Here is a 23986-nt window from a genome sequence, read left to right as displayed (position 1 = left end):
GGATTGCAAATCCGGATCAGCGGGAACTCATCAGATTAGCTTAGAACCAAAAAAAATTTCTGATGCAAACCCCCTGATTTGCATCGGAAAGTTAGGTCGTCTCAAAAAACAGATTACGATAGATTTTTCCTTTTAACTATATTTGGAAGAATTTTTCGGAAAACTACTCTATCCGGAACATTCATTCTGAACATTTCAAAATAAACGAGAGGCAGAAAAAATGGTGCAAAACTATTCGGAAGATACCATACGCACACTCGACTGGAAAGAGCATATCCGCCGCCGGCCCGGGATGTACATCGGGAAACTTGGAGACGGGTCCTTTGCTGATGACGGGATATATGTATTGCTCAAGGAGGTCATGGACAACTCGATTGACGAGTACATGATGGGCTTTGGGAAAAAGATAAAAATCGAGCTTTCCGAAAAACGCATGACTGTCCGGGACTTTGGCCGGGGCGTTCCGTTAGGTAAAGTGATCGACGTTGCCAGCAAGATGAATACCGGTGCCAAATATGACAGCAAAGTATTTAAGAAGTCAGTAGGTTTGAATGGTGTCGGGATCAAAGCGGTCAATGCATTGTCCGATCAATTCATCATACAGGCCTTTCGTGATGGCGAAACCAAAAGAGTAGTTTTCAGCAAAGGAGAGATTGTTGAAGAAAGCCCGGTTGAGCCGACCAAACAGCCCAACGGAACCTTTGTTGAATTTCTGCCCGACGAATCCATCTTCACTACCTTCTCATTCAAAGAGGAGTATATCAGCTCGCTGCTTCGAAATTACACATATTTGAATGCCGGACTGGCCATTCATTTCAATGGTGAAGTTTATCGCTCCGAAAACGGTCTTCTGGATTTGCTGGATGAACAAATGACCGAGACAGGGCTTTACCCTATTATTTCCCTCAAAGATGATGATCTGGAAATTGCTCTCACCCATTGTAACCAATATGGAGAAGAGTACTACTCGTTTGTTAACGGCCAGCATACCACTCAGGGAGGAACCCACCTACAGGCTTTCAGGGAAGCTTATGTGAAAACCATCAGGGAGTTTTTTAATAAAAATTTTGATGTTTCAGATATTCGAACCGGCATTGTGGCTGCCGTTAGTATCAAGATAGAGGAACCGGTTTTTGAATCACAAACCAAAACGAAACTGGGTTCCAAAGACATGTCTCCCGAAGGAACTTCGGTGAGAAATTACATGTTTGAATTTATCAAGGAGAAACTTGACAACTTCCTGCATAAAAATCAGGAAACAGCTGATATTCTCTACAAAAAGATACTTGAATCGGAAAAAGAAAGAAAAGCTATTTCCGGAATTCAAAAGCTGGCCAAAGAGCGTGCTAAAAAGGTAAGTCTTCACAATAAGAAACTGAGAGACTGCCGGGTGCATTTCAACTCCAATCATGACCGGAAAATGGAGACCTCTATATTCATTACGGAGGGAGACTCCGCATCAGGCTCCATCACAAAAGCCAGGGATGTATCAACCCAGGCCGTTTTCAGTTTAAAAGGTAAGCCTCTTAACACCTATGGCCTCACTCGCAAAGTGGTTTATGAAAATGAAGAGTTTAATCTCTTGCAGGCTGCTCTGAATATCGAGGATGGTCTGGAAACCTTGCGTTACAACCACGTAATTATCGCCACAGATGCCGATGTAGATGGTATGCACATTCGCTTATTACTATTGACATTTTTCCTTCAGTTTTTCCCTGAACTGGTTAAGAATGGCCATTTGTACATTTTGCAGACACCATTATTCAGGGTGCGAAACAAAAAAGAGAGTTTCTATTGCTACAATGAGCAGGAACGCATCAAAGCCATCAAAAAAATAGGGAAAAACGCAGAGATTACGCGATTTAAGGGACTTGGTGAAATTTCCCCCGACGAATTCAAGCACTTTATCAATAAGGACATCCGTTTGGAACCGGTAAGCATGAAGAAAGAAGATGCCTTTAAAGAATTGCTTGATTTTTACATGGGCAAGAACTCACCAAACCGTCAGAATTTTATCATTGACAACCTTGTTGTAGATGAAGAAATGTTGTAGAAAATGAGTAACGATAACGAAAACAAATACCCGGAGACCCCGGATGATCCAGGCAAGGACAACAGTGAGGAGATCACTCCGGGAAATGAGCCAAAAACCGCGGGGGGCGACCATCAGCACGAGCAGGTAAGAATAACCCCTCTTCAGGGCATGTACCGCTCATGGTTTTTGGATTATGCATCCTATGTTATTCTTGAAAGGGCAGTTCCCCACATCAATGACGGATTGAAACCTGTGCAACGCCGCATTTTGCACGCCATGCGAAAAATGGAAGACGGCCGTTACAACAAGGTGGCTAACATCATTGGTTACACTATGCAGTACCACCCTCACGGAGACGCCTCCATTGGTGATGCGCTGGTTCAGATGGGACAAAAAAACCTGCTGATTGATCCACAGGGGAACTGGGGTAATGTATTTACCGGCGACAGCTCTGCGGCTCCGCGTTATATCGAAGCCCGACTAACCAAATTTGCCCAGGATGTGGTTTTTAATCCTAAAACCACAGAGTGGAAAACCTCTTACGACGGACGTAACCAGGAACCCGTTACCCTTCCTGTAAAATTTCCGCTCTTGCTGGCCCAGGGCGTTGAAGGGATTGCGGTTGGTCTGGCATCCAAAATTTTGCCACACAACATTGCCGAACTTATCGATGCTTCGATCTCGTATCTTAAAAATCAGCCTTTCGAGCTATTTCCCGACTTCCCAACCGGCGGAATGATGGATGTTTCAAGATACAACGATGGTCTTAGAGGCGGTGCTGTGAGGGTAAGGGCAAAAATCACCAAGCTGGACAACAAAACACTCATCATCTCAGACATCCCATTCGGGAGAAACACATCATCGCTCATTGAATCCATTCTCAGGGCCAATGAGAAGGGAAAAATCAAGATTAAAAAGATTGATGACAATACTGCTGAAAAGGTTGAAATCCAGGTTCATCTTCCGGCAAATACTTCGCCCGATAAAACCATTGATGCGTTGTATGCTTTTACCGACTGTGAACTTTCTATCTCCCCCAACTCTTGTGTGATCAGAGATGAGAAGCCTGCTTTTTTACCCGTTAGCACCATTCTCAAATCAAACACCGATCATACGGTTCACCTGTTAACCAGGGAACTGGAGATCCGCAAAGGAGAACTTGAGGAATCCTGGCATATGTCATCGCTGGAAAAGATTTTCATTGAAAACAAAATCTACCAGCGCATTGAAGATTGCGAGACATATGAAGCCATTATCAAAACCATTGATCACGGCCTGGAACCTTTCAAAAACCTGTTGCGCCGAAAAGTTACACGGGATGACATTATCAAGCTAACAGAAATACGGATTAAGCGAATCTCAAAATTCGACGCCAAAAAGGCTGACGAATACATTGCCTCACTGGAAGAAGAACTTGAGCAGGTTGAATATTACCTTAACAATATCATTCCTTACTCTATTGACTACTACAAAGCCCTTAAGAAAAAATACAGTCCAAAGTATCCACGGATGACAGAAATCCGAAACTTTGAGAACATTGAGGCCTCAAAAGTGGTAGTAAAAAATGAAAAACTATACATCAATCGCGAAGACGGATTTATTGGAACCGCCCTTAAAAAGGATGAGTTTGTTTGTAACTGCTCCGATATAGATGACATCATTATTTTCTATAAAAATGGCAAATACCTGATAACAAAAGTCCAGGAAAAAGCCTTTGTTGGAAAAGACATTATCCATATTGCGGTATTTAAACGCAATGATAACCGCACCATTTACAATGCCATTTATCGTGACGGCAAACAAGGTAACACCTATGTTAAAAGGTTCGCAGTTACAGGGGTGACCCGTGACAAAGAGTATGACCTTACCAAGGGCACCAAAGACTCGCAAGTACTGTACTTCAGTGCCAACCCTAACGGGGAAGCTGAAGTGCTGAAGATCACCCTTAAGCCAAGAGCACGCCTGCGCAATCAGATTTTTGAATTTGACATGGCCGAGCAGGCTATTAAAGGCAGAGGAGCCCAGGGCAATATTCTCACCAAATACGCCATTCACAAAATTGTGCTTAAGAAAAAAGGAGAAAGTACCCTGGGAGGTCGAAAAATTTGGTTTGAGCCGGAAATACTGAGGTTAAATGTAGATGGAAGAGGCAAGTACCTGGGGGAATTTCACAGTGACGATCAAATTTTGGTTATGACCAGGGACGGCTATTTCTTTCAGACCAACTATGACCTGGCAAACCATTACGAAGACAACATCCTTTACATCGAAAAATTCGATCAGGACGCAGTATGGTCAGCCGTTTATTACGATGCCGATCAGGACTATTATTACCTGAAACGATTCCAGGCTGAATCGGTTAGTAAGCCACAACGCTTTATTGGGGATAATCCCAAATCGTATCTGGTCAGACTCATGCATGTGGATTATCCCAGATTGGAACTTAAGTTTGGCGGGGAAGACAAAGACCGCGAGAAGATGATTGTGGAAGTTGCCGAATTCATTAATGTGAAAGGATACAAAGCCAAAGGGAAAAGGCTAACCACCTACCAGGTTCACAAGATCATGGAACTGGAGCCCTTAATCAAAGATGAACCAAAGGCAGAGGAGCCGGACGGTGATAATGCAGATCCGGACCGTGAGGAAGACGACGATACTAATCAAATGTCTATTTTTTAAAAAAAGGAACGGAGCCAAAAGCCGGCAAAACACATGAAACAACCAATATACCTCATCGGGTTTATGGGCAGTGGAAAAACCACTTTCGGGAAACTGCTTGCCAAAGCTCTGAACTATGAGTTCATCGACCTCGATCACTTTATAGAGAAGGAGCAACAGGCAACAATATCAGAATTGTTTGAAAAATATGGAGAGGAAGGTTTTCGTGATCTTGAAAAAAAAGCTATAAAAAGCACCTCCCACTTAAGAAATCATGTGATTGCTACAGGTGGAGGTGCACCCTGTTTTTTCGACAATATGGATATTATGAATGGCCTTGGAACCACCATTTATCTTAAACTGGAACCCGAAGCTCTGGCAGGCCGTCTGTTACCGGGGATGAGCCACCGTCCTTTAATTGCCGGAAAAAGCCCGTCAGAACTCCTTTTCTTTATTGAAACTAAGCTTGCAGAAAGAGCCCCTTTTTATGAAAAAGCAAAGCTGATAGTGGACAGCAGCGGCTTAACACCGGAAGATACGGTCCGCATTGTTTTAAAAGCACTGGGATAAAATTCAAAGAATAACCACAACAAACCCGCCACTTTCGCAATTCATCTGTTATTTTCGTTGTTTTAATCAATTATTAACTTGTACCTTAGAGGGGATAGCAGAGATTCTTTTATTTTTGCATAAATCCCTCTGATGACATGTTAAGAACACTTCTTTTACTTTCTGTTTTTGTAGCCTTCCTGGCTTCTGCCTACGGACAAAACAACCAACCTAAAATTGGTTTGGTTTTGAGCGGTGGCGGTGCCAAAGGACTCGCCCATATCGGGGTTTTAAAAATCCTGGAAGAAGAAGGCATTGTTCCCGATTACATTACCGGTACAAGTATGGGCAGCATCATTGGGGGGCTTTATGCAATTGGCTACTCTTCTTCCGAATTGGACTCCATTGTAAGAAACGTAAAATGGGACAATCTTCTAACTGACAAAATCCCTCTTAACTCGGTTTCTCCCCACGAAAAAAGAGATTACAATCGCTACCAGGTTGAGTTTACCATTACTAAAGATGGGCTGGATATCCCTTCAGGTTTGGTAAGAGGCCAACAAATCAGTGAACTCATTGCAAGTCTTTCCTGGCACGTTGCAGATGCCAAAACCTTTGATGATTTACCCATTCCTTTTCGTTGTGTTGCAGCAGATCTCATAAGTGGCAACCAATTTGTATTTGACAAAGGCAATCTTACGACTGCACTGAGAGCCAGTATGTCGATTCCAACAGTTTTTTCACCGGTCAGTATTGATTCAATGCTGCTGGTCGATGGTGGTGTCCTCAACAATTACCCGGTACAAATATGCAGGGACATGGGAGCCGATATCATCATTGGGGTCAATGTGGGTTTTAAAGACAAACCTAAACGGGAAGATCTTAAAAACTTTGCAGATATTCTGATGGCTTCGGCAACCATTGGTGGAAATAACACCAACCGTGAAGCCATAAAAAAGACAGATTTTCTTATTTCACCTGACCTTGCCTCATACAATACCGGAAGTTTCTTTAATGCCCCTGAAATCATTGACCTGGGTGAAGCCGCAGCCCGCCAGGAGACGAACTCGCTCAGAGCGTTAATGGATTCTTTAAATATTAGGAAAAGAGCACCTCTTGAAGTCGATAAAACTAAAAATCCCGAGATAGTCGTCTCGCAAATTCAGATTGACGGCCTCAAAAACATTAATAAACAATTCCTTTTAGGAAATTTAGGCATTCAGCCCGGAGATACCATCACGCCAAAAACCATCAATAAAGGGATGAAAAGAGCGATGGGCACGAGATATTTTCAAAATATCTCCTACAATGTTGCCGCTCTTAATTCGGGATACTTGTTGAATCTGGATGTGGAAGAAAGCCCCCAGGCCAAAACCAAATTTTCCCTTCACTATGACAATGAATATAAAGCAGGACTATTGGCCAACCTAACCCTTAGAAACATATTTGGTAACGCCTCGCGTACTTCCTTCTCATCAGATATTTCAGCCACTCCGCAATTCAACATTCGCCAATTAAACTTTCTGGGAGACCGAAAGGTCACAGCCGCCAAGCTTGGCATGGATTACGAAAACAACAACCTGCCGGTATATTTGGACGATGGCTCAAAATACGGTACTTTTCAGCAAAACTACACCCTTTTGAGAGGTGGCTTTATGACAGCTTTGGGTACCAACTGGCAAATGGATGTTTACGTACAGTACGTCAAGAATACAATCAAAAATAAGAGCGGTTTTTCAGATATTTTTTATGCAGGAGTGAACCATTTTGGCAATTCGTTCATATCTTCTCATTTCGATTTTAATTACAATTCAATAGACAGTCGCTATTTCCCGGACAGAGGGTCGGAAATTAACCTGAGTTACCGGTTCAACATTAATACCCGCCAGTTATACAGCGGATCTCAGGAAGGTAAAGAGATGGTTTCGGAATTAACCCGCATTCCTTATCAGCATTACTTTACCATTTCGGGGGATTACATGAAACATGTTCCTGTTACGGATTACTTTACAGCCGGACTCCGCTTATCGGGCCAGTTTACAAGCCGCACCACCCCTTTCCTGGGCCTTACTTTTATTGGCGGACTCCCCTTTAACAATCGGAGCAATGAGATTCACTTTATTGGCTACTCATTTAGGGAAAAGCTGGTAGAAGACTATGCCTTGGGAGAAATAAATCTGCGATACAGAATTCTCAAACAGGTTCACATCAATGCCATGGGAAGCTTGTTATTATCTTCCATCAATTTGCCTGAGGTTATTGAACCTATTGGCCTCGATAAAGAAGAGCGGGTATACGGATACGGACTGATGCTTGCCTATGACAGTTTTCTCGGACCGCTCCAACTGGGGTTGGGAAGCAACGCCACCGACAACCGTATGAGGTGGTATTTTAATTTTGGATTTAATTTTTAAAATTCCACTCACTCAATAAAACCCACCTTCCACTCAAAAATTCCCGCCATTCACTCATCTTTTTAGGAATCGGCCTCCCGGTCGCGTAATTTCACATTCAGACAAACAACTGCAGCCCCTTTCCACGACCAAAAGACCAGATTACATCTAAAACAGACTGAGATGAAAAATGTGATAGGCATGTTGGTGCTCGTTGACTCCGCGGCGCTGATGAAAGATTACCGTCTCCGGGAATTATTGGATTCCAGAAAAAAGACTAACGAAATACCATTGATTACATGGCATGACGAAAGCGAATATGAAAAATACATCTACATGGTGGCCGACCAACGGTTTGTAGTAAGCGGTCAAGGCACGAAAGATTTGACCGTTAAAGCTTCTCCGGGCGATGAAATTCGCTGGTGGGAAGCCAACATTTACAGCAACTCCCCCTTTGAAATAATGATTAAAGAAGTTTCTCCACCAATAAACAGCGGTATTAAATGGCAGGCTTTCTATCAGCACAGCCCCAGATTGCACTCCCCCCTCGAAAAGGAAAACACTTCCACCATCGGACTTTCGTACCGGGATATGTTCTGGGCTGCTGCCTACTCTGATTTCAGATATCAAACACAAATTAAAGAAGATACTTTTCTGAATAATTCACTGGTAGATTTGGATTATCACATAGACCTGCAGATAATCAGCAAATCTCAGACTGAAGAAGTACCGGTTTGTATTTTCAGATGGTATCCTAAGATACAGCTCCAGGAAGCATCCTAACCCCTTGCTGCTAACCCTGTTTTTTATTCCCCTATTCCTAATCCCTTAACTCTACTCTGTCTATCTCAGTTTGTCTGGAACGACCTGTCAGCGACTCTGGTCAAGCGCTGGCAGGTCAATTTCCGGCAAAATGATTAAGAAACTGTATAAGTTTTAATCTCTGGGATGGTTTCTGGTCTTGAGCTCTTATACTTCGGATTCATCACATATAGGCATAGTTAGGGCACGCTGAAAAACGCATATTTTATTAAATATTAAATAATGACAACGAGTTTGTAAGTGCAAGTTTATTTCGCAAAATACTCATATACCTTTGCACTTATATATAAGAAGTAAGTTTAAGGATAGGGTCTCCATCTATAAAAAAATATCCAGGAAGTCATTGTACATGTGTTTCGGTTAAAAAAAATCTCCGAAATCGCATTCCACGTGTGCATTGGCCTAAAAAATTCTCCGAAATGTCATTACGTGCGTGTAATGGCTCCAAAAAATCTCCGAAAACACATTGCACGTTTGCTTTGCCTAAAAAAAATCTCCGAAAACGCATTGCACAGCTGCTTTGGCATAAAAAAATTTCCGGGAAGAGATTACACGTGTGCATTGGCCTAAAAAAATCTCTGAAATGTCATTACGTGCGTGCAATGGCTCAAAAAATATTCCTGAGAGACGAAACATGTGTGCGTAGATTCTATAAACATATGAACCCTTCAGGCTCTGGACCGCTATACTTTAAATTCATGACCCCGAAAGTGGGTCAAATGTTAATAGCCCCTATTAGGAATTTAGAGATCGAACCCCAAAGCGGGTCTTAAACTGTATTTGTTTTTACTATTTGAAGATCTAATCAACAAAAATTCTTTTCTAATAAACAAATAGGTTCTCATTACTCAAAACTTCGTTAAACCTTTACAATAGATTCGTAATTAATTGATTATACAAACACCTTCTTTTTTTGTTAATGTGCAGTTTTTCAGTGTGATACGAATTATCTTACATCTAACCTGACTGCCGTCAGGCAGGTATCTATCCCGAAGCATCGGGACTAACGATCTATTGATAATAGCGGCGGCTTACCCGACACTTGACTTGACACTAGTTTTCAAATAATATTGAGCTTCTTGAATAAATCATCGCGAACCGATTTGGCCACGGGAACGTGGTTTTTACCAAACAACAGAGTGTTTCCATCAATCCCGGTGATATTGGAGATATTGACAATAAATGACCGGTGTACCCTCACGAAGGTTTCGGAGGGCAGTTTTTCTTCGAAACTCTTAAGTACCAAAGAGTACGTGTATGTTTCGCCTTTAGTATGTATCAGGGTATAATTGCTTTCAGCTTCGAGCCATAAAATTTCAGTAAAAGGGACTTTATGGTAACTGGTGTGCTTTTTTAGGAACAGGCATTGGGGCATTCTTAGCACAACATTCTGTGGCAATGATTCAGGCTCCGAAACAGTCTCCGGCTCCTGAGGTTTTTTCTTACCATAAAAATTGTGCAATGCCATATCCACCGAAACCTTGACCTGACGGTCGTTGAAGGGTTTCAATAAATAGGCAGCAGGTTGAACCTGTCGTGCTTTTTCAACAGTTGTATTGTTAGCCAAAGATGAAAGAAAGACAAAGGGCAGATGAAACCGCTCATTAATGATGGCGGCCAAATCGAGACCTGTTTTATCCCCCTGCAGCGAAATATCTACCAGCAGAATATCGGTCTGGTTCTGCTCCAGCCACTCCACAGCCTCATCCACGTTATCAATCTTATCTGCTACCTCATAGCCCATATCCTCCAGTCGCATGGCTATGTCCTCGGCAATCATTATTTCATCCTCTACAATGAGAATTTTAATTTTGTCACTCATATACTTTTTAGATCGTTAGTCCCGACCCATCGGGATAGACCATTAGATTTTTAGATATCCAGTTTACGGCAGGCAGGTTAAATTTAAGTATATCAGTCAACTCTCTCTCTTCTGCCTTCTGCCTCTCAGTCTTCTACCTGTATTTTCTTAGCTACCCTTTTCAATAGTAATATCCCAGCGGCAGCCGTTGTCATTGGTTTGGGATAGCTCACCATGCAACTGCCGGATAAGGGAATGCACCAACTTTAGTCCCAGGGAACGACTCTTTTTGAGGTCATGCCCTTCCGGGAATCCCGGGCCGTTGTCGGCCAATATTAAATGCAATTTATCATTTTCCTGCTTAAGATCCACAGAAATGGTCAATGCCTTTCCGTCGGAGGCATATTTGAGAGAGTTGGTCAGTAACTCATTAATGATGATTCCCAGCGGGATGGCCGAGTCGATATAGAGTTTGTCATCCGATAGATTGAGTTTCAAATCCACCTCTTTTCCAAATCCGTAAACCAGATTATCGGTCAGTTCTTTGATGTAATCGGCCAGCTTAATATGGGTATCCACATCTTCACGATACAGCTTTTGATGAATGAGCATCAATGCATCGATGCGTCGACGGGCGGCCACCAAAGCATCGGCAGCAGGTTCTCCGCGAAACTGGCTGGCCTGCAACGAAAACATGCTGGAGACCATTTGCAGGTTGTTCTTCACCCGATGGTTCAGTTCCTTCAAGAGCAGGGCTTTTTCTTTTTCACGCTTTTCAATAATGTCTCTTTGCTCGGCTACCTTTTGATAGGCTTTTTTACGCAGCACCTGCAAACGGTAAACAAAGAACAGCAACATCAGAAGAATAAAAGAGCCAACTGAAAGAATAATAACGGTACGTTGTTTACTTTCGTTTTCAAGTTCCAAAATTCGAATATTGGCATCTTTACGGTCGAGCCAGTACTGGCTCTCCAGTTGCTCTGTCTTGCGCACATTCTCTATGTTAACCAGACTGTCGTGATAGACTTCGTACTGCTTACGGAGGTTGAGTGCCCTTTGAAACCGGTTGTTCTGTTCGTAAAAAACGGACAGGTCTTTGCTGATGTCCCGAATTTGCTCCTTAAGTTTTTCACGTTCGGCCATTTCAAGTGCCTCCCGAAGAAGTGTTTCGCCCTGATTCTTTTTCCCCTGCTGAATATAAACCTGGGCCAGCTCGGACTGATAAACGGAGGTGGAGTAATAGTCCTGCATTTCGCCTAATATGCTGATGGAAGACTTAAGCAATTGAATGGCCTCATTAAATTTTCCCTGGGAAGAATAAACCATACCAAGGTTTCCTTCGGCATAACCTTTAACAATTTCTACATTGGTATTTTTAAGCTGCCGGTTTAGGGAAAGACACTCTCTGAAAAGGATTGCTGCGCTGTCCAACTTCCCCTGTAGCCGATATGTTTCACCCATATTTATCAATGCCAATACAAGGTTGGAAGTATCCTCCCGGTCTCTGTATGATTCAAGAGCCCGGGAGATATATAAAATGGCTTTAGAATAATTCTTCTCTGCTGAAAAATGGCTTCCGAGTTGAAGTTGCAATTTTTCAGTCTTATCTTCTAAGTTGAGATCGTTATAAATTCTTAAGGCTTTAAAGGATGCTGCTATTGCAGAAGAATAGTCTCCTAAATCTCTTTTTATCCAGGATTCATATTCATAACATCTTCCTCTTAGTTTAAGGCATTTAATATCATCAGCCAATTTACCCGCAAAGCGAACAACCAGCATTGCTTCCGCTGGTTGTCCGTCTAAACTTTTAGCCAATTTTAATAACTCCTCTATTTTCGAACTATCTGCATTCTCTGATAAAATAATGGACTGGATTTCATCCTCTACCCCTTCTGCCTGGACTGAAAAGATAAAGCATGAACTTGTTATTAAAAAAAACAATACTTTTAATAGAGAAGTCATTTTTTCGAAATTTTTGCAAAAAACACCTTAACTTCCAGAATCATAAGGCTCTGTTTTATTATCAATTAAACAAATAACTAAATGGAGATTATTCAGGATCATCGGTCCTTACTCTTATCAGCGGATCAATCACTGCCATTTTATCGGCTCCATCAATTCTGAAAAGAATTTTATAGAAGATGTTGTTATGGAGATTTATTTTCTCGGGGGTGGGCACATTAAAAACTTTGTCTTTGGTTGGCTTCAAGATCATGTGCCCGTCCAGAGTTACTTCGTAATTGGTGCGGCTGAGATCGAACACTTTCCCCCATTCTTTCAGTTTGGTGATGGTAGGGGTAATCATGTCCATAAAAACTTGGCCATTAACTTCTTCTGTTAAAGCATCGTAGAGCACCACCTTGTTAGTGGAGGATGAAGACTCCAACGTTACGATATAATCGGTTGCCGGCTCGAGTGGTAAAATTTTGTTGCCTTCCCAATGAATATCGGGCGCATCAATTTTGCAGAAATCGTCTGCAATCAATGGTTTGTCGGCGGTTCCCCAGGAAGCATCGCCTTTAAAGAAATCGATCAACTGATCGGTGTCCACAAGAATTTTAATGTACTTTTTTTGCATAATAATTTGTTTTAAAAAAGCTAAACGCAGAGGACGTAATGACGCAAAGTGCTTACCCGACCCGGGTTTATTGCATCTTTATTGTATTATCGCCCCGTATTATATTCTCATGGCCCTTTTCAATGTATCTTATACTGTAAATGATGTATTTTGTTACTGCAAAAATTATTTTGGGTTCAATGGTGGCGGATACAATCCGCCACACCTGCAGGGGGATTCGACTTCGGGTTTGTTGTACCTCTTCTCCAAAAAGTCCGTCGCACTTGCAGGGCTTTTGCTTTGAGTCGGGTGCAGGAAAATTGTTCTTCCTCTGTTAATTGGGTACTCTAATTATTTGAAACAATAGTTGGCCACCCATTCGGGGACCTTATTCGGACTGAGGCCAATCCCCGGGTTTCACCCGGGGTTATCAGGATTCGACCCTTTCAGGGCCGGCAAAATAAAAACAGAATTAGACTGCCTTTAACGATATCCTAAAATGTCTTATAAGCCTGATATGGTTCAACACCTAATGTTTTCCGTTGTGGTTCAAACTTCCGCCTTCTGCCTGAAAACTAATAACCTTTTAGATCAATCCCCTGGCTTTAAACTCCAGGTATTTATTCATGGTGGCGACGGTCAGCTTGCCGGGTTCGCTTAAAATGGCATGAATACCGTTCCGCTCCAGTTCTTTTACAATCAACTTTTTATCGAACATAAACTTCTCGGCGATGGTCTGGCGGTATATATCTTCCAGGTCATTGGCTTCGTTGTGTATGAGTTGCTCAATTTCCGAATTCTCGAAAAAGACCACCATCAACAGGTGATTGGATGCCAGTCTTCGAAGGAAAGGCAACTCTCTCCTTGCTGATTTCAAGCTTTCGAAATTGGTGTAAAGCACCAGTAAACTGCGATGCGGAATTTTATGTCTGACGGTGGCATACAAAGCCTCCAGGTTATGCTCCATGAAACCGGTCTCCTGGTTGTAGAGCATCTCCATAATGGTTTGCAGGTGATGAGGCTCTTTACGAGCAGGCACCATGCAGCGCACCTTTTCGTTAAAAGTAATCAATCCGGCCTTGTCATGCTTCAACATGGCAATATTGGACAAAACCAGGGATGTATTGATGGCATAATCCAGCAAAGTGGTACCATCAAAAGGCATTTTCATGGTGCGCCCCATATCCACCAAAGAATAGATTTGCTGGGACTTTTCGTCCTGGTATTGATTGACCATCAATTGATTTCGCCGGGCTGTGGCTTTCCAGTTTATGGTGCGGATATCATCCCCTTTAGTGTACTCCCTTATCTGATCGAACTCCATTTGGTGGCCAAACTTCCGGACTTTCTTAATGCCCATCTCACTCAACCTGTCCGAGATGGCCATAATTTCGAACTTCCGCATCTGCATGAACGAAGGATAAACCTTCACCGTCTCCGGACAAGCCAGATGAAGCCGCCGCGAAACCATCCCCTGACGGGTATGCACAAAAACATTAAGATGGCCGAAATGGTATTCACCCCTTTCCACCGGAGTAAGATTGTATGAAAAACTCCACGCTTCTCCCGGTTTCAGCCAGGCCTGCCGATTAAAATTCCTGATTTGAAACTGGGGGGGGAGTTCATCAATAACTTCCAATCCGACGCTTAGAGGGAGGAAGTTTTGAAGTTCCACACTCACTTTATTTGGATCTCCGTTACTGAAGCGCTCAGGAAGCATCCGCTTTCCATCAATGGAACGTCCTTTTTTCCGCAGAAGCAACAGAACATCAATTAAGACCAAAGAGAAAAATGCCGCAATGCCTGCCAACCCGATCACAAAAAAAGTATACCAGAAATGGCCCAATAACATCAATATTACTAAAGCAGCCAATCCGTAATAGAATCGCGGTCGTGGATATATGGATTTTATGGTCATCAATGTGGCGATTTATCGGGGTACGTCAACCGAATCAACAATTCTTTTAATTACACTTTCGGGCTGAAGACCTTCCATTTCTTTCTCCGGCGTGAGAATAACCCGGTGGTTGAGTACAGGCACAATCATTTCTTTCACGTCTTCGGGGGTTACAAAGTCGCGGCCTTCAAGAGCAGCAAAAGCTTTGGCAGAGCGCAACACGGCTATAGAAGCCCTGGGGCTTGCCCCCAAAAAAAGACTGCTGTGGTGACGGGTTTTATCTATGATTGAAGCAATGTAGCTCAAAATGTCGTGATCGACCCGAACCTGGGTAACCAGATTTTGAAAATCGACAATTTCTTCAGCCGTAATAACCGGAGAAACCTGCTCAACCTCCAGGTTGCTGCCCCTGTCTTGTGTATTCTGAAGAATGGTCACTTCCTGATCTACCGATGGATAATCCAGCTTTACCTTAAAAAGAAATCTGTCCAGCTGAGCCTCGGGAAGACGGTAAGTTCCTTCATGCTCAACAGGGTTTTGGGTGGCCAGAACAATAAAGGGAGCATCCATTGGGTGAGTCACACCATCAATGGTAACCTGACGTTCCTCCATGACCTCAAAAAGAGCTGCCTGGGTTTTTGCCGGGGCTCGGTTCACCTCGTCAATCAGCACAAAGTTTGAGAAGATGGGGCCTTTATTGAATTCAAACTCCGAACGGGAAGAATGAAAGACCATGGTTCCCAGGACATCCGAAGGCATCAAGTCGGGGGTAAACTGAATGCGTGAAAAGCCGGTACTCACGCATTTCGAAAGCAGCTTGGCAATCATCGTTTTGGCAATTCCCGGCACACCCTCGAGCAGCACGTGCCCATTGGCCAAAAGAGCCGTCAGCAAGTGATCCAGGACCTTCTCCTGCCCAACAATGACTTTCCCGATTTCATTGCGAATCCGAAAGGCCGCATGATTGAGTTCTTCAACATTAAGACGGTTCTCAAAAAGAGATTTTCCGTCGTCATGATTTTGGTTATAAGCTTCCATAGTTATCGGCAGTTATTGTAAAAAAATTCAATTTGTCGGTTAAACTGTTCCAGGTCTTCCTGCGAAATCTGTCTCAAACGCCCAAGTTTGTTGCCCATCTTAAAAAGGGCAGCTACCGATCGCTCCGAGACCCCGGATTTACGAGACACTTCGGAAATCACCCGGCTTTCATCGGCTCCGGTATTAATGTAATAGCGTGTCCTTAAAAACTCCAGAAAATAGGTATATCGCTTGGTGGCAATATCCAGATGATCATGACGGCTGTAATAAAGCCTGGCCATGGTATCAATAAAACTGAGTGAAGTATTTTCAGGACTTGAAATAACGGGAATGGGGCGTTGTCTTCGCCGGGCCCCGAAGATAAACAATACCAACACCCCGAAGAGAATAATATACCAGGCAATTCTCAATGCTCTGTGGTCTAAAACGTAATCGAACAACCCTTCCTGGTGCCTTGTCCCCGGTTTGTAGAATTCGTCCCATACCGTGGAGCGATCAGGCAAATAAGATAATGCTTTAAAAATGTATTCACTATTATTACGCGACAGCAAATGATAGTTGGTAAAAGCGAGAGGATTGGCATTAAAGTAAAAATAGCCATCACCCTCTTTTACCCTTATAAAATTGGTATTGCCTTCGTGGTCATGCCCCAAAACGGTGGTTCGGGCAGAGTCATATCTGGTAAAATAAAATTTGGTCATCCACCTCGGGTACCAATATCCGAATCCCGACTTTAATTTCCGGTTGGCAAAATGAAAACCTACCGAATCAGTATTGTAAAAACCTGCTCCCGGTACGATATCGGGTTCATATTCCAACTTAAAAGTGTCTGCCAAAAGTCCGTATACCTGCTCTGCTCCAATAAAAATATGATTCCCTGCTGAAGCGACCTTAATGAGTTCACGGGCATCCTCATCTTCATATTTAATCCGTCCGTTCAAATAAATAAAATTGGTTTTTAACGGAATCTTCTCATCCAGGAAATTTTTTGGCTTGGTCCACGATGTAACAATATCCTCCCTGGGGAAAAGGGAATCCAGAGATTCATAAACAAGGTATGTGCCAAAAGGGATTTCATCATTCTTTGAAAAGCTGTAATTCCAGTTAAGTGGCCGTGGGGCAAAGATGGTGGCTATGATCAATAATGCCAAAGCAATACCCAGAATCCAGGTTAGCACCCTTCCTTTTCGCTTACTTTTCATCATAACCGGGCCCCTCCTTCCTTTGAATTCGCAAAAGCTGCCTCCACTTTATTAAATTGTGCCTCGTTAACATCTGTATGTCCGTACCAAACCACGTCAAAGAAATGCATCCTTTGACGAAACACTTTTCGTTCCTTTTCCGAATCTATTTCGTGCAGGTAATCGTGATTGGTTTTAAAGTGCTTAAGCGTAACAACTCCTTTATCATGTAAATTTCTCAAATAAAGCAGGAACAACACCCTGACGGCTTCACGATAGGCCCCGTTATTGCGAAACATATCCAGCATTTGGCGCAGTTTTTCCGAAGAAAAATCAAAGGCTTCATCCTGATATTGCAAACCGGTATTCTGCGGATGGCGGGACATCATAAACAAGCCGGTAACCGGAACATCCAGAAGTCTCAATATCAAAAACAATATCAATAAGGCACCAATGGCGACAAAGACGTAAAAGTACCAGGGCTTGTCACTTGTTTGTGAGACCAGCCAGTATAAAAACCGGGACAAAAGATAATCCAGCAAACCGGGACCTTCACCCCGGTCGTAACGGTATTTCTTGTCAGACTTCCATTCTTCAATCTGTTCATATGGCGGCTGACGGTAATATACCGCCCCTTCGTCCCACGCACTCACTTTATCCTGCGCAAGCGAATCCTTATGAACTGCAGCCTTCGTTTCAGGAGCAGCCCATAAGCTAAGTAAAACAATAAAAAACAGAAGTCGTTGCAGCATTATTCCTCTTCGTTTATAGCAGAAACTTTTCCCATTAGGGTATCGCGGTCTTTTTGTTCTCTAAGGGAATAATACTGAAAAGCAATAATGATATATAAAACCGGGTAAAGGATATACTGTCCGAGACCGGAAATAACAGTAGTAAGGATGAATGCCAACGAGTCGGTTTGAAAAGCTTCCTGCTCGCCGGATCCTACCAGAAATCCCTGAATCCCCCCAACAATTAAGGCAGGAACAGAAAACAACCAGGAAACAATACTGATAATAATATAAGCCAGAATAATAATACCAAATGTTATCCACCAGTTATTCCTGACCAGCTGAAAACAGCGGGAGAAAGTATCACCCAGGTTTTTGTCTTCAATAACTTTCACAAACAGTAGAAAAGCCATTGGAACCGAGAGGTAGATTCCGGGAATAATCAGAAGAAAAAAACCGACTGTTACTATAATCGAGCCAAGGATGCTGAATCCTATAATGGCTCCGAAATGCCTTGCAAAGCGTTTCCATACATCCTCAGCACCAAAACCATTCTTCCCTTTTTCTTCATATTCTCCCATGTAAGCCGGAATAAGTCCCGCCAAAAAAATGGTAGCCAAAAAGCTAATGACAATGGTTAAAAAGATAAGCATAGGATCAGGAATGGTTGATACATTGGTTCCACTCATTACCTGAAACATGGTTGAAAAGGTATCCTGAGTGTAATAGGCACTCATGATAATTGCGATAATAACAGGCACCCCTGCATACATTGCTACAACCCGGGTCAGTCGTTTAATTTCCTGACTCAGGAATGCAAATGAAGCATTGAATACATCTGAAAAATCGCGTTCGCGTTTTAGTTCAATTTCCGGTCTGTTGTTCATGGTCCGTAAGATTTTGGGTTAAACGTTTATGAATATAAATTGGATAATAAATAAAATAACCGATGATCAAAGTCAGAGAGATACCAATAATCAATAAATTGACAAAGATCCCCATCTGATTGTAATAGCGGGTTATAAACCCTTCAATAACCCCGGCCAAAATAAAAAACGGTACGAGGCCCAGCATAATTTTAGTGCCTTTTTTGACGCCATTAACAAAAGCCGTATTACGGGGCAATGTTCCGGGAAAAAGCATGCTTTTACCAAGCATTATACCCGCTCCTCCCGCCAATACTATGGCAGACAGCTCAAGAGTTCCGTGAAGATATATGCCCAGTGAAGAAACCGTTAGCAGTGAGTGTTGGTAGAAAAAAGCCTGGAAAGCACCTACCATAACACCGTTGCGAAATAAATTGAAGGCAGTCCCCAGAGGGGTGAGAAGCCCAAAAAGGAAAACCACAAAAGAAACCATGATATTATTGCCCGTAATCAATAAAAACATGGGCAATTCAGACATGTTTCCATACACGGCCAATGGATCTCCCTTTTCAATATTGTCAAGGGTCATATTTACATATTGATCCCCAAGAATCAATCTTACAAAATCATCGTTATTTAAAGCCGAAACCACACCAATAACCATGGAGATGACAAAAATGGCAAGCGAAAGTAAAAAATCGTGTCGTGCCTTGTAAATATCCCGGGGCAGCTCCTGTGTCCAAAAAGTCTGGAGACGTGTAGATTTCTCCTTTTTATTTTGGTAAATAAGATGGTAAGCCTTACTGCCTAGATTATTAAGATACTGAACAATTGAGGAGCCGGGGTAAAATGTGCGTGCATAAGATAAGTCATCGGTCAGCTGAATGTAGTGGTCTGCCAGCTCATCCGGTTGTAAGCGCTGTGGATTAACGATTTTCTGTTCAAAATCCTGCCAACGTTTCCGATTCCTGTTTATGAAAGTTACTTCACGCATTCATTATTATCTTAAATTCCCGCCAATTTAATTAAAAAAACAGAGGTTTTGGGAGTATTTTTCAGAGTTTTTTACGAACGCCCCCGGGAGACCATTGAGTGATTTGACAGAAACAACACCTCTTTTGTCAAGTCAAGCATAGTCTGACGCCCCAAGCCTTGCTCTTTCTACCTTGTGATTCTCAAAAAAAAGACTCACGCAGCTACGGCTATGCTTGCTTTTTAGTTGATTTGCACAAGTTGAAAAATAACGGCAGCTTACCCGACATTCTACACTTGACTTGACACTATTTCCTAATCAACAACGAAATATTGGAACTCAACCGGTAATATTTTTTATTACATTTGTTGGTCATAAATCCAACTCAACCCCTTTACAGGATGGAAACAATAGAACTGAATACCACACAAAATGTATCTCTGGAATTCCCGATAGCCAGCGTTGCTGACAGAATTCTGGCTTATTTTCTCGACGTGCTCATTATTTTAGCGTATGGGCTTGTGTTAAGTGTAGTTCTTTTTGCCTGGCTTGGTATGGAACCCGGGTTTTGGCTCATTATATTCGCACTCCCTGCATTTTTTTATCATTTGGTTTTCGAGATTTTCCTGAATGGTCAGAGTCCGGGGAAACGTGCCATGAAAATAAAAGTATTCAAAGCTGATGGCTCTCAGGTTACCTCTGCCAATTGTTTTATAAGATGGATTTTCAGACTGGCAGACATTTCTCTCACCTCCGGAGCTCTTGCAACCATAACGATAATAGTGAACGGGAAAGGACAAAGGCTGGGCGATATTGCAGCGGGTACAACCATTCTTAAAACATCAAAAAAACATGGCTTCAATCAAACGCTCTGGATGGATGTGGAAGAAAATTACCAACCTCGTTTTCCTGAAGCAGAGGTTCTCTCTGATCAGGACGTTCAGGTGATCAAAGAAGTCATTCAGGCCACTTCAAATACTGAGCATAGACCGGATACCTATGTTGAACTTCTTTCCTCTACCCGCAAAGCCATTGAACGCAAAACCAACACGAACTCATCATTGCCTGATAAGGAGTATCTTTCGATAATGATTAAGGATTATAATGCCTGTCACCGGGAAGCCTAAACGCCACAATGGGCCATGACATCAAATTTGGATCTTTGAGACAACCTCTCCCCAATTAACAAAGTATTACCAGGCAATCTCAGGTTTTTTCCCAAAAGTCTGGCAAGGGGCTGCTCAATGCATCCGTCCATAAACAAAAACAGGCCTTTTGTAAAAATCACCATAACAACACTTCCCAAAACTTTGATTAGTTTAAAAAAAAATTTAAAATTTGCCGGCACATTAATAAAAAACAAGTCAGGTTTTATTATTTTTACATTAAACTCATCCAACGTTCAAGATCCGTTCAAATAAATTCTGAACCGTATAAAACGAAATGGAGGAGCAGATGTAATAATGTCCCTTTACTAAACACTAATATCCAGCAATATGTCGGTAAATTCCGTTTTTTCAGAGTCTGAAGAAGTCAGTAACCAAAGCAGGCAGGCAAAACAGAAAAACAAAATAATCCGGGCTCTTTCAAAAGCCAGTGATCCTCTCACCATCCCCGAGCTCCAGAAAATGGTCAGGATCAGCACGCCTACTACCATAAAACTCACCAACGAATTAATGGATGACGATCTGGTATTGGAGGAAGGAAAAAAAGAGACCGAAAACGGAAGACGACCAACCCTTTACACGCTCAACATCAATAAGTTTTACGCTATTGGAGTTGAAATTCTTTTTAAACGAATCAGCATTGCAGTAGTAAGACTGGATCAAAAAGTTGTTCTGGAAAAACAAGACAAGAATTTCAGACTTGAAAATACACCCGAATGTTTGGAAACAGTCATCTCATTCATTCAGGAAACACTCCAGGAAACCAATATTGAAAAGGAACATATTTTAGGCATTGGAATTGGTCTCACTGGCAGAGTCAATACCCTGACGGGTGAGTCGTACAATTTCTTCAATTTCCATGACGAACCACTTGCCCAATATCTGACCAAAAGACTAAAAAAGCGAATTTACATCGACAACGACACCCATGTAATGGGGCTTGCCGAACAAGTGCTGGGCCAAGCCAAAGAAGCCAGAAATGCGCTGATTCTGAATGTCAGCCGTGGTTTGGGGATGACCATCATTGCCCACAAGCGAATAGTCACCGGAGGTATGGGATTTGCCGGAGAATTTGGGCACATGCAAATGGGCAACTCAGAGAAATTATGCATTTGCGGCAAAAGAGGTTGCCTGGGAATGGAAGTATCCGGGTATGCACTGGAAGAAAACTTCAAAAGTGACATATCCGGGGGCGGCATATCCCTGGCCAGCAGCAATAAAGAACTGGAAGACATTCGTTACGATGACATTATTGAGGCTGCCAATGAAGGAGATGGCTTAAGCATTAACCTCCTTCAACAAATGGGTGAAAAACTGGGAATGGCTCTGGGCAATATCGTAAATCTTCTGAATCCTGAACTAATCATAATAGGCGGAAAGTTTGCCCAGGCCGGCTATATGTTTACCGATTCCATCAAAACAGGGATGAATAAAACCGCATTAACCATTCCGCTCAGATATTTGACCATAAAAACGTCCCAACTGGGAAGCGAAACGGGTTACATTGGTGCTTCAGCTATGGTTTTTAAGCAGCATGATTTAATTTAAATCTCAAAGAGGCGGTCCAAAAAGTCAATATATTGTTTTAATGAGCATTTTGAAATCGTCAAAAAAGAGAGATTCTTCACTCCGTTACCAATGACAAATTTCTGTAGGAATCAGAATATCAACATGTTGGTGATTGACCCCTTTCAGGGACCAGATATTTTAGTGGCCTCTCCCCCGGGTTTTCACCCGGGGTTATCCAGATTGGCCCCTTTTCAGGGACCAGGAGCCGAAGACAGCAAGTCTTGCCATATCCGCATTATTCGCCAAGATTATTTGGGGTAGGCACTCAGAATGACCAAAAACTCAAGACCCATTACTTTTTGGACAGCTTGACCTAGCATACTTCTGTCTGCATCTTCGCTACAGTGAACCTTTCTTACTGGTTGTTAGCTGTAACTTGTTACCAACCCATAACAGTTGAAATAACCGGAATTAGATGATCGGCCATCTTTTGCTGACCACTATACGAGGGATGTGCATCGGCTCCAAAATCGGTATCTGCATCAAGTAAAGCTGGTGGAATTCCAATGAAATACACATTTTCATCAGCGTATAGCAGACCATAGTTTTGAACAACTTCTTTCACATAGGTATGACACGGTTCATCTGTCAAAGGGCCTACCACACAAAACACCGGAACCATTCCATAGGCTAAGCGTATTTGTTGAATTAGTTCCTCGTAAGTCCTTTGAAAAACAACCTTATCGGGATGAGGCTCAGTTGAAAAATCATTGGTGCCAAGATTGATAACAACAGCATTGGCCTGCCATTGCGAGAAATCCCATTCCACTGAATCATCCATATCCAAAGCGCGGCCAAAACGCTGAGGCATTGTGGCAAGTTGAGTGGAAACTTTCTGAGAATCGCCGTAGTTTCGAACCACGCCCAGTCCGGAATGAGCCACCACATGATAGTCGGCTTTCAAAGCCCTGGCAACAAGTGTAGCATAGGATTTACCAACATTCTCGGTACGTGGATCAAAGTCATCATGCCTGCTTTCCGATTCGGCACCATACCCGCAGGTGATGGAATTTCCAACAAACTCAATGCGGCGATCAGCCTCTTTTTCCCATGGCAGCAAATTCCCTTTTTTGCCTAATTCAAGGCCAAAGAAACGGGTCTCTCCCATTTCGCCTTCTGTACGCTTAAAAAAACTGGCAACATGTGGTCCATTCCCCTCTATAACCTCAATCGCGGCAACGGTGTCCCCTTTGGCATGTAAAACCTTCAGACGTTCACCATCAACCATGAGATCAAAATAATTTCGTTCTCCTCCCCTAAAATGCAACTTTAATTCGTTACCGGTAAACCGAAATCGCACCATTACTCCCGGCCAATCGTAACGTGCTACCTGGTTATCTGAAAAATCCACCCGCCCCATGTAATTGAAGTGTTCATGGGTGGCAGGAAAAAAATGATCACTTTTCTGTGAGAAAAGATTTACCGACATGGAAAACATTAATGCAATAAAAAAAAATACTCTATTCTTCATCGTTCAACGTATTACTGGAAACTACTTTGATTCGTGAGGGGGTAAAGATACAACCTATTTTAGGACCAGCTAAAAACTCAAAAAACATTGAATAACAACTCATTACAGCAATAAATAATAATTCAGGTGCAAGGTTTTTTGACGCAACAGACAAATAACCTTGCACTTGAGACAGACAATTAGCTAGTGTGACAATTACTAAATTCCTTCACTAATTTCAAGCCCTTTTTTCCATTCTGCTTCGTTGGGGCTTTTAACCGTAGCTAAGGCTATGCTTGG

17 protein-coding genes are annotated in these 23986 nt (G+C 42.5%); 7 read left to right on the top strand and 10 right to left on the bottom strand.

What is annotated here, in order from left to right; translation table 11 throughout:
* Nucleotides 1–220: 220 nt before the first annotated feature.
* The 5 genes from DDZ16_RS01135 to DDZ16_RS01115 all read left to right on the top strand — a co-directional run bounded on the left by DDZ16_RS01135 (nt 221) and on the right by DDZ16_RS01115 (nt 8418).
* On the top strand, nt 221–2053 hold the full coding sequence (locus DDZ16_RS01135) for a DNA topoisomerase IV subunit B (RefSeq protein ID WP_109262578.1): 1833 nt from the start codon (nt 221–223) through the stop codon (nt 2051–2053).
* A gap of 3 nt (nt 2054–2056) precedes the next feature.
* The gene (locus tag DDZ16_RS01130) at nt 2057–4714 is read left to right on the top strand and encodes a DNA gyrase/topoisomerase IV subunit A (RefSeq protein ID WP_109262577.1); all 2658 of its coding nucleotides are present in this window, start codon (nt 2057–2059) and stop codon (nt 4712–4714) included.
* A gap of 33 nt (nt 4715–4747) precedes the next feature.
* Nucleotides 4748–5263, top strand: coding sequence for a shikimate kinase (locus tag DDZ16_RS01125; protein WP_109262576.1), 516 nt, complete (start codon nt 4748–4750; stop codon nt 5261–5263).
* A gap of 137 nt (nt 5264–5400) precedes the next feature.
* The gene (locus tag DDZ16_RS01120) at nt 5401–7656 is read left to right on the top strand and encodes a patatin-like phospholipase family protein (protein ID WP_109262575.1); all 2256 of its coding nucleotides are present in this window, start codon (nt 5401–5403) and stop codon (nt 7654–7656) included.
* 162 nt (nt 7657–7818) lie between these two features.
* On the top strand, nt 7819–8418 hold the full coding sequence (locus DDZ16_RS01115) for an AidA/PixA family protein (protein WP_109262574.1): 600 nt from the start codon (nt 7819–7821) through the stop codon (nt 8416–8418).
* 1099 nt (nt 8419–9517) lie between these two features.
* Here DDZ16_RS01115 and DDZ16_RS01105 read toward each other — a convergent pair.
* From DDZ16_RS01105 to DDZ16_RS01065, 9 genes are all read right to left on the bottom strand, one after another.
* On the bottom strand, nt 9518–10279 hold the full coding sequence (locus tag DDZ16_RS01105; protein WP_109262572.1) for a LytR/AlgR family response regulator transcription factor: 762 nt from the start codon (nt 10277–10279) through the stop codon (nt 9518–9520).
* 147 nt (nt 10280–10426) lie between these two features.
* Complete coding sequence (locus DDZ16_RS01100; protein WP_109262571.1) at nt 10427–12220, bottom strand: tetratricopeptide repeat-containing sensor histidine kinase; 1794 nt, start codon at nt 12218–12220, stop codon at nt 10427–10429.
* An 88-nt stretch (nt 12221–12308) separates the two neighbouring features.
* Complete coding sequence (locus DDZ16_RS01095; protein WP_109262570.1) at nt 12309–12836, bottom strand: hypothetical protein; 528 nt, start codon at nt 12834–12836, stop codon at nt 12309–12311.
* A gap of 565 nt (nt 12837–13401) precedes the next feature.
* Nucleotides 13402–14733, bottom strand: a complete 1332-nt coding sequence (locus DDZ16_RS01090) for a DUF58 domain-containing protein (protein ID WP_109262569.1) — start codon at nt 14731–14733, stop codon at nt 13402–13404.
* A gap of 12 nt (nt 14734–14745) precedes the next feature.
* Nucleotides 14746–15750, bottom strand: coding sequence for an AAA family ATPase (locus tag DDZ16_RS01085; protein WP_109262568.1), 1005 nt, complete (start codon nt 15748–15750; stop codon nt 14746–14748).
* Between the two features lie 2 nt (nt 15751–15752).
* The gene (locus DDZ16_RS01080; protein WP_109262567.1) at nt 15753–16955 is read right to left on the bottom strand and encodes a DUF4350 domain-containing protein; all 1203 of its coding nucleotides are present in this window, start codon (nt 16953–16955) and stop codon (nt 15753–15755) included.
* A complete protein-coding gene (locus tag DDZ16_RS01075; protein ID WP_109262566.1) occupies nt 16952–17683 on the bottom strand; it encodes a hypothetical protein in 732 nt (243 codons plus the stop codon). Before DDZ16_RS01075 ends, DDZ16_RS01080 begins: the two co-directional genes overlap by 4 nt.
* Entirely contained in the window at nt 17683–18549 is an 867-nt protein-coding gene (locus tag DDZ16_RS01070) for a hypothetical protein (RefSeq protein WP_109262565.1), read from the bottom strand. The genes DDZ16_RS01075 and DDZ16_RS01070 overlap by 1 nt, the downstream gene beginning before the upstream one ends.
* Nucleotides 18527–19522 carry a stage II sporulation protein M gene (locus DDZ16_RS01065; RefSeq protein WP_109262564.1) on the bottom strand — a complete coding sequence of 332 codons (996 nt, stop codon included), beginning with the start codon at nt 19520–19522 and terminating at the stop codon, nt 18527–18529. The genes DDZ16_RS01070 and DDZ16_RS01065 overlap by 23 nt, the downstream gene beginning before the upstream one ends.
* 380 nt (nt 19523–19902) lie before the next feature.
* On the opposite strand from DDZ16_RS01065, the gene DDZ16_RS01060 reads away from it, so the two are divergent.
* The gene (locus tag DDZ16_RS01060; RefSeq protein ID WP_109262563.1) at nt 19903–20628 is read left to right on the top strand and encodes an RDD family protein; all 726 of its coding nucleotides are present in this window, start codon (nt 19903–19905) and stop codon (nt 20626–20628) included.
* A gap of 369 nt (nt 20629–20997) precedes the next feature.
* Nucleotides 20998–22215, top strand: a complete 1218-nt coding sequence (locus tag DDZ16_RS01050; protein ID WP_109262561.1) for an ROK family protein — start codon at nt 20998–21000, stop codon at nt 22213–22215.
* 400 nt (nt 22216–22615) lie between these two features.
* Here DDZ16_RS01050 and DDZ16_RS01040 read toward each other — a convergent pair whose 3' ends face one another.
* Nucleotides 22616–23707 (bottom strand): SGNH/GDSL hydrolase family protein, encoded by a 1092-nt coding sequence (locus tag DDZ16_RS01040; protein ID WP_109262559.1) that lies wholly within the window; start codon nt 23705–23707, stop codon nt 22616–22618.
* Between the last annotated feature and the right edge of the window lie 279 nt (nt 23708–23986).

Origin of the sequence: Marinilabilia rubra (genome assembly GCF_003121985.1) — a bacterium.
Taxonomy (GTDB): domain Bacteria; phylum Bacteroidota; class Bacteroidia; order Bacteroidales; family Marinilabiliaceae; genus Marinilabilia; species Marinilabilia rubra.
This window is presented reverse-complemented; position numbering and strand designations above follow the sequence as displayed.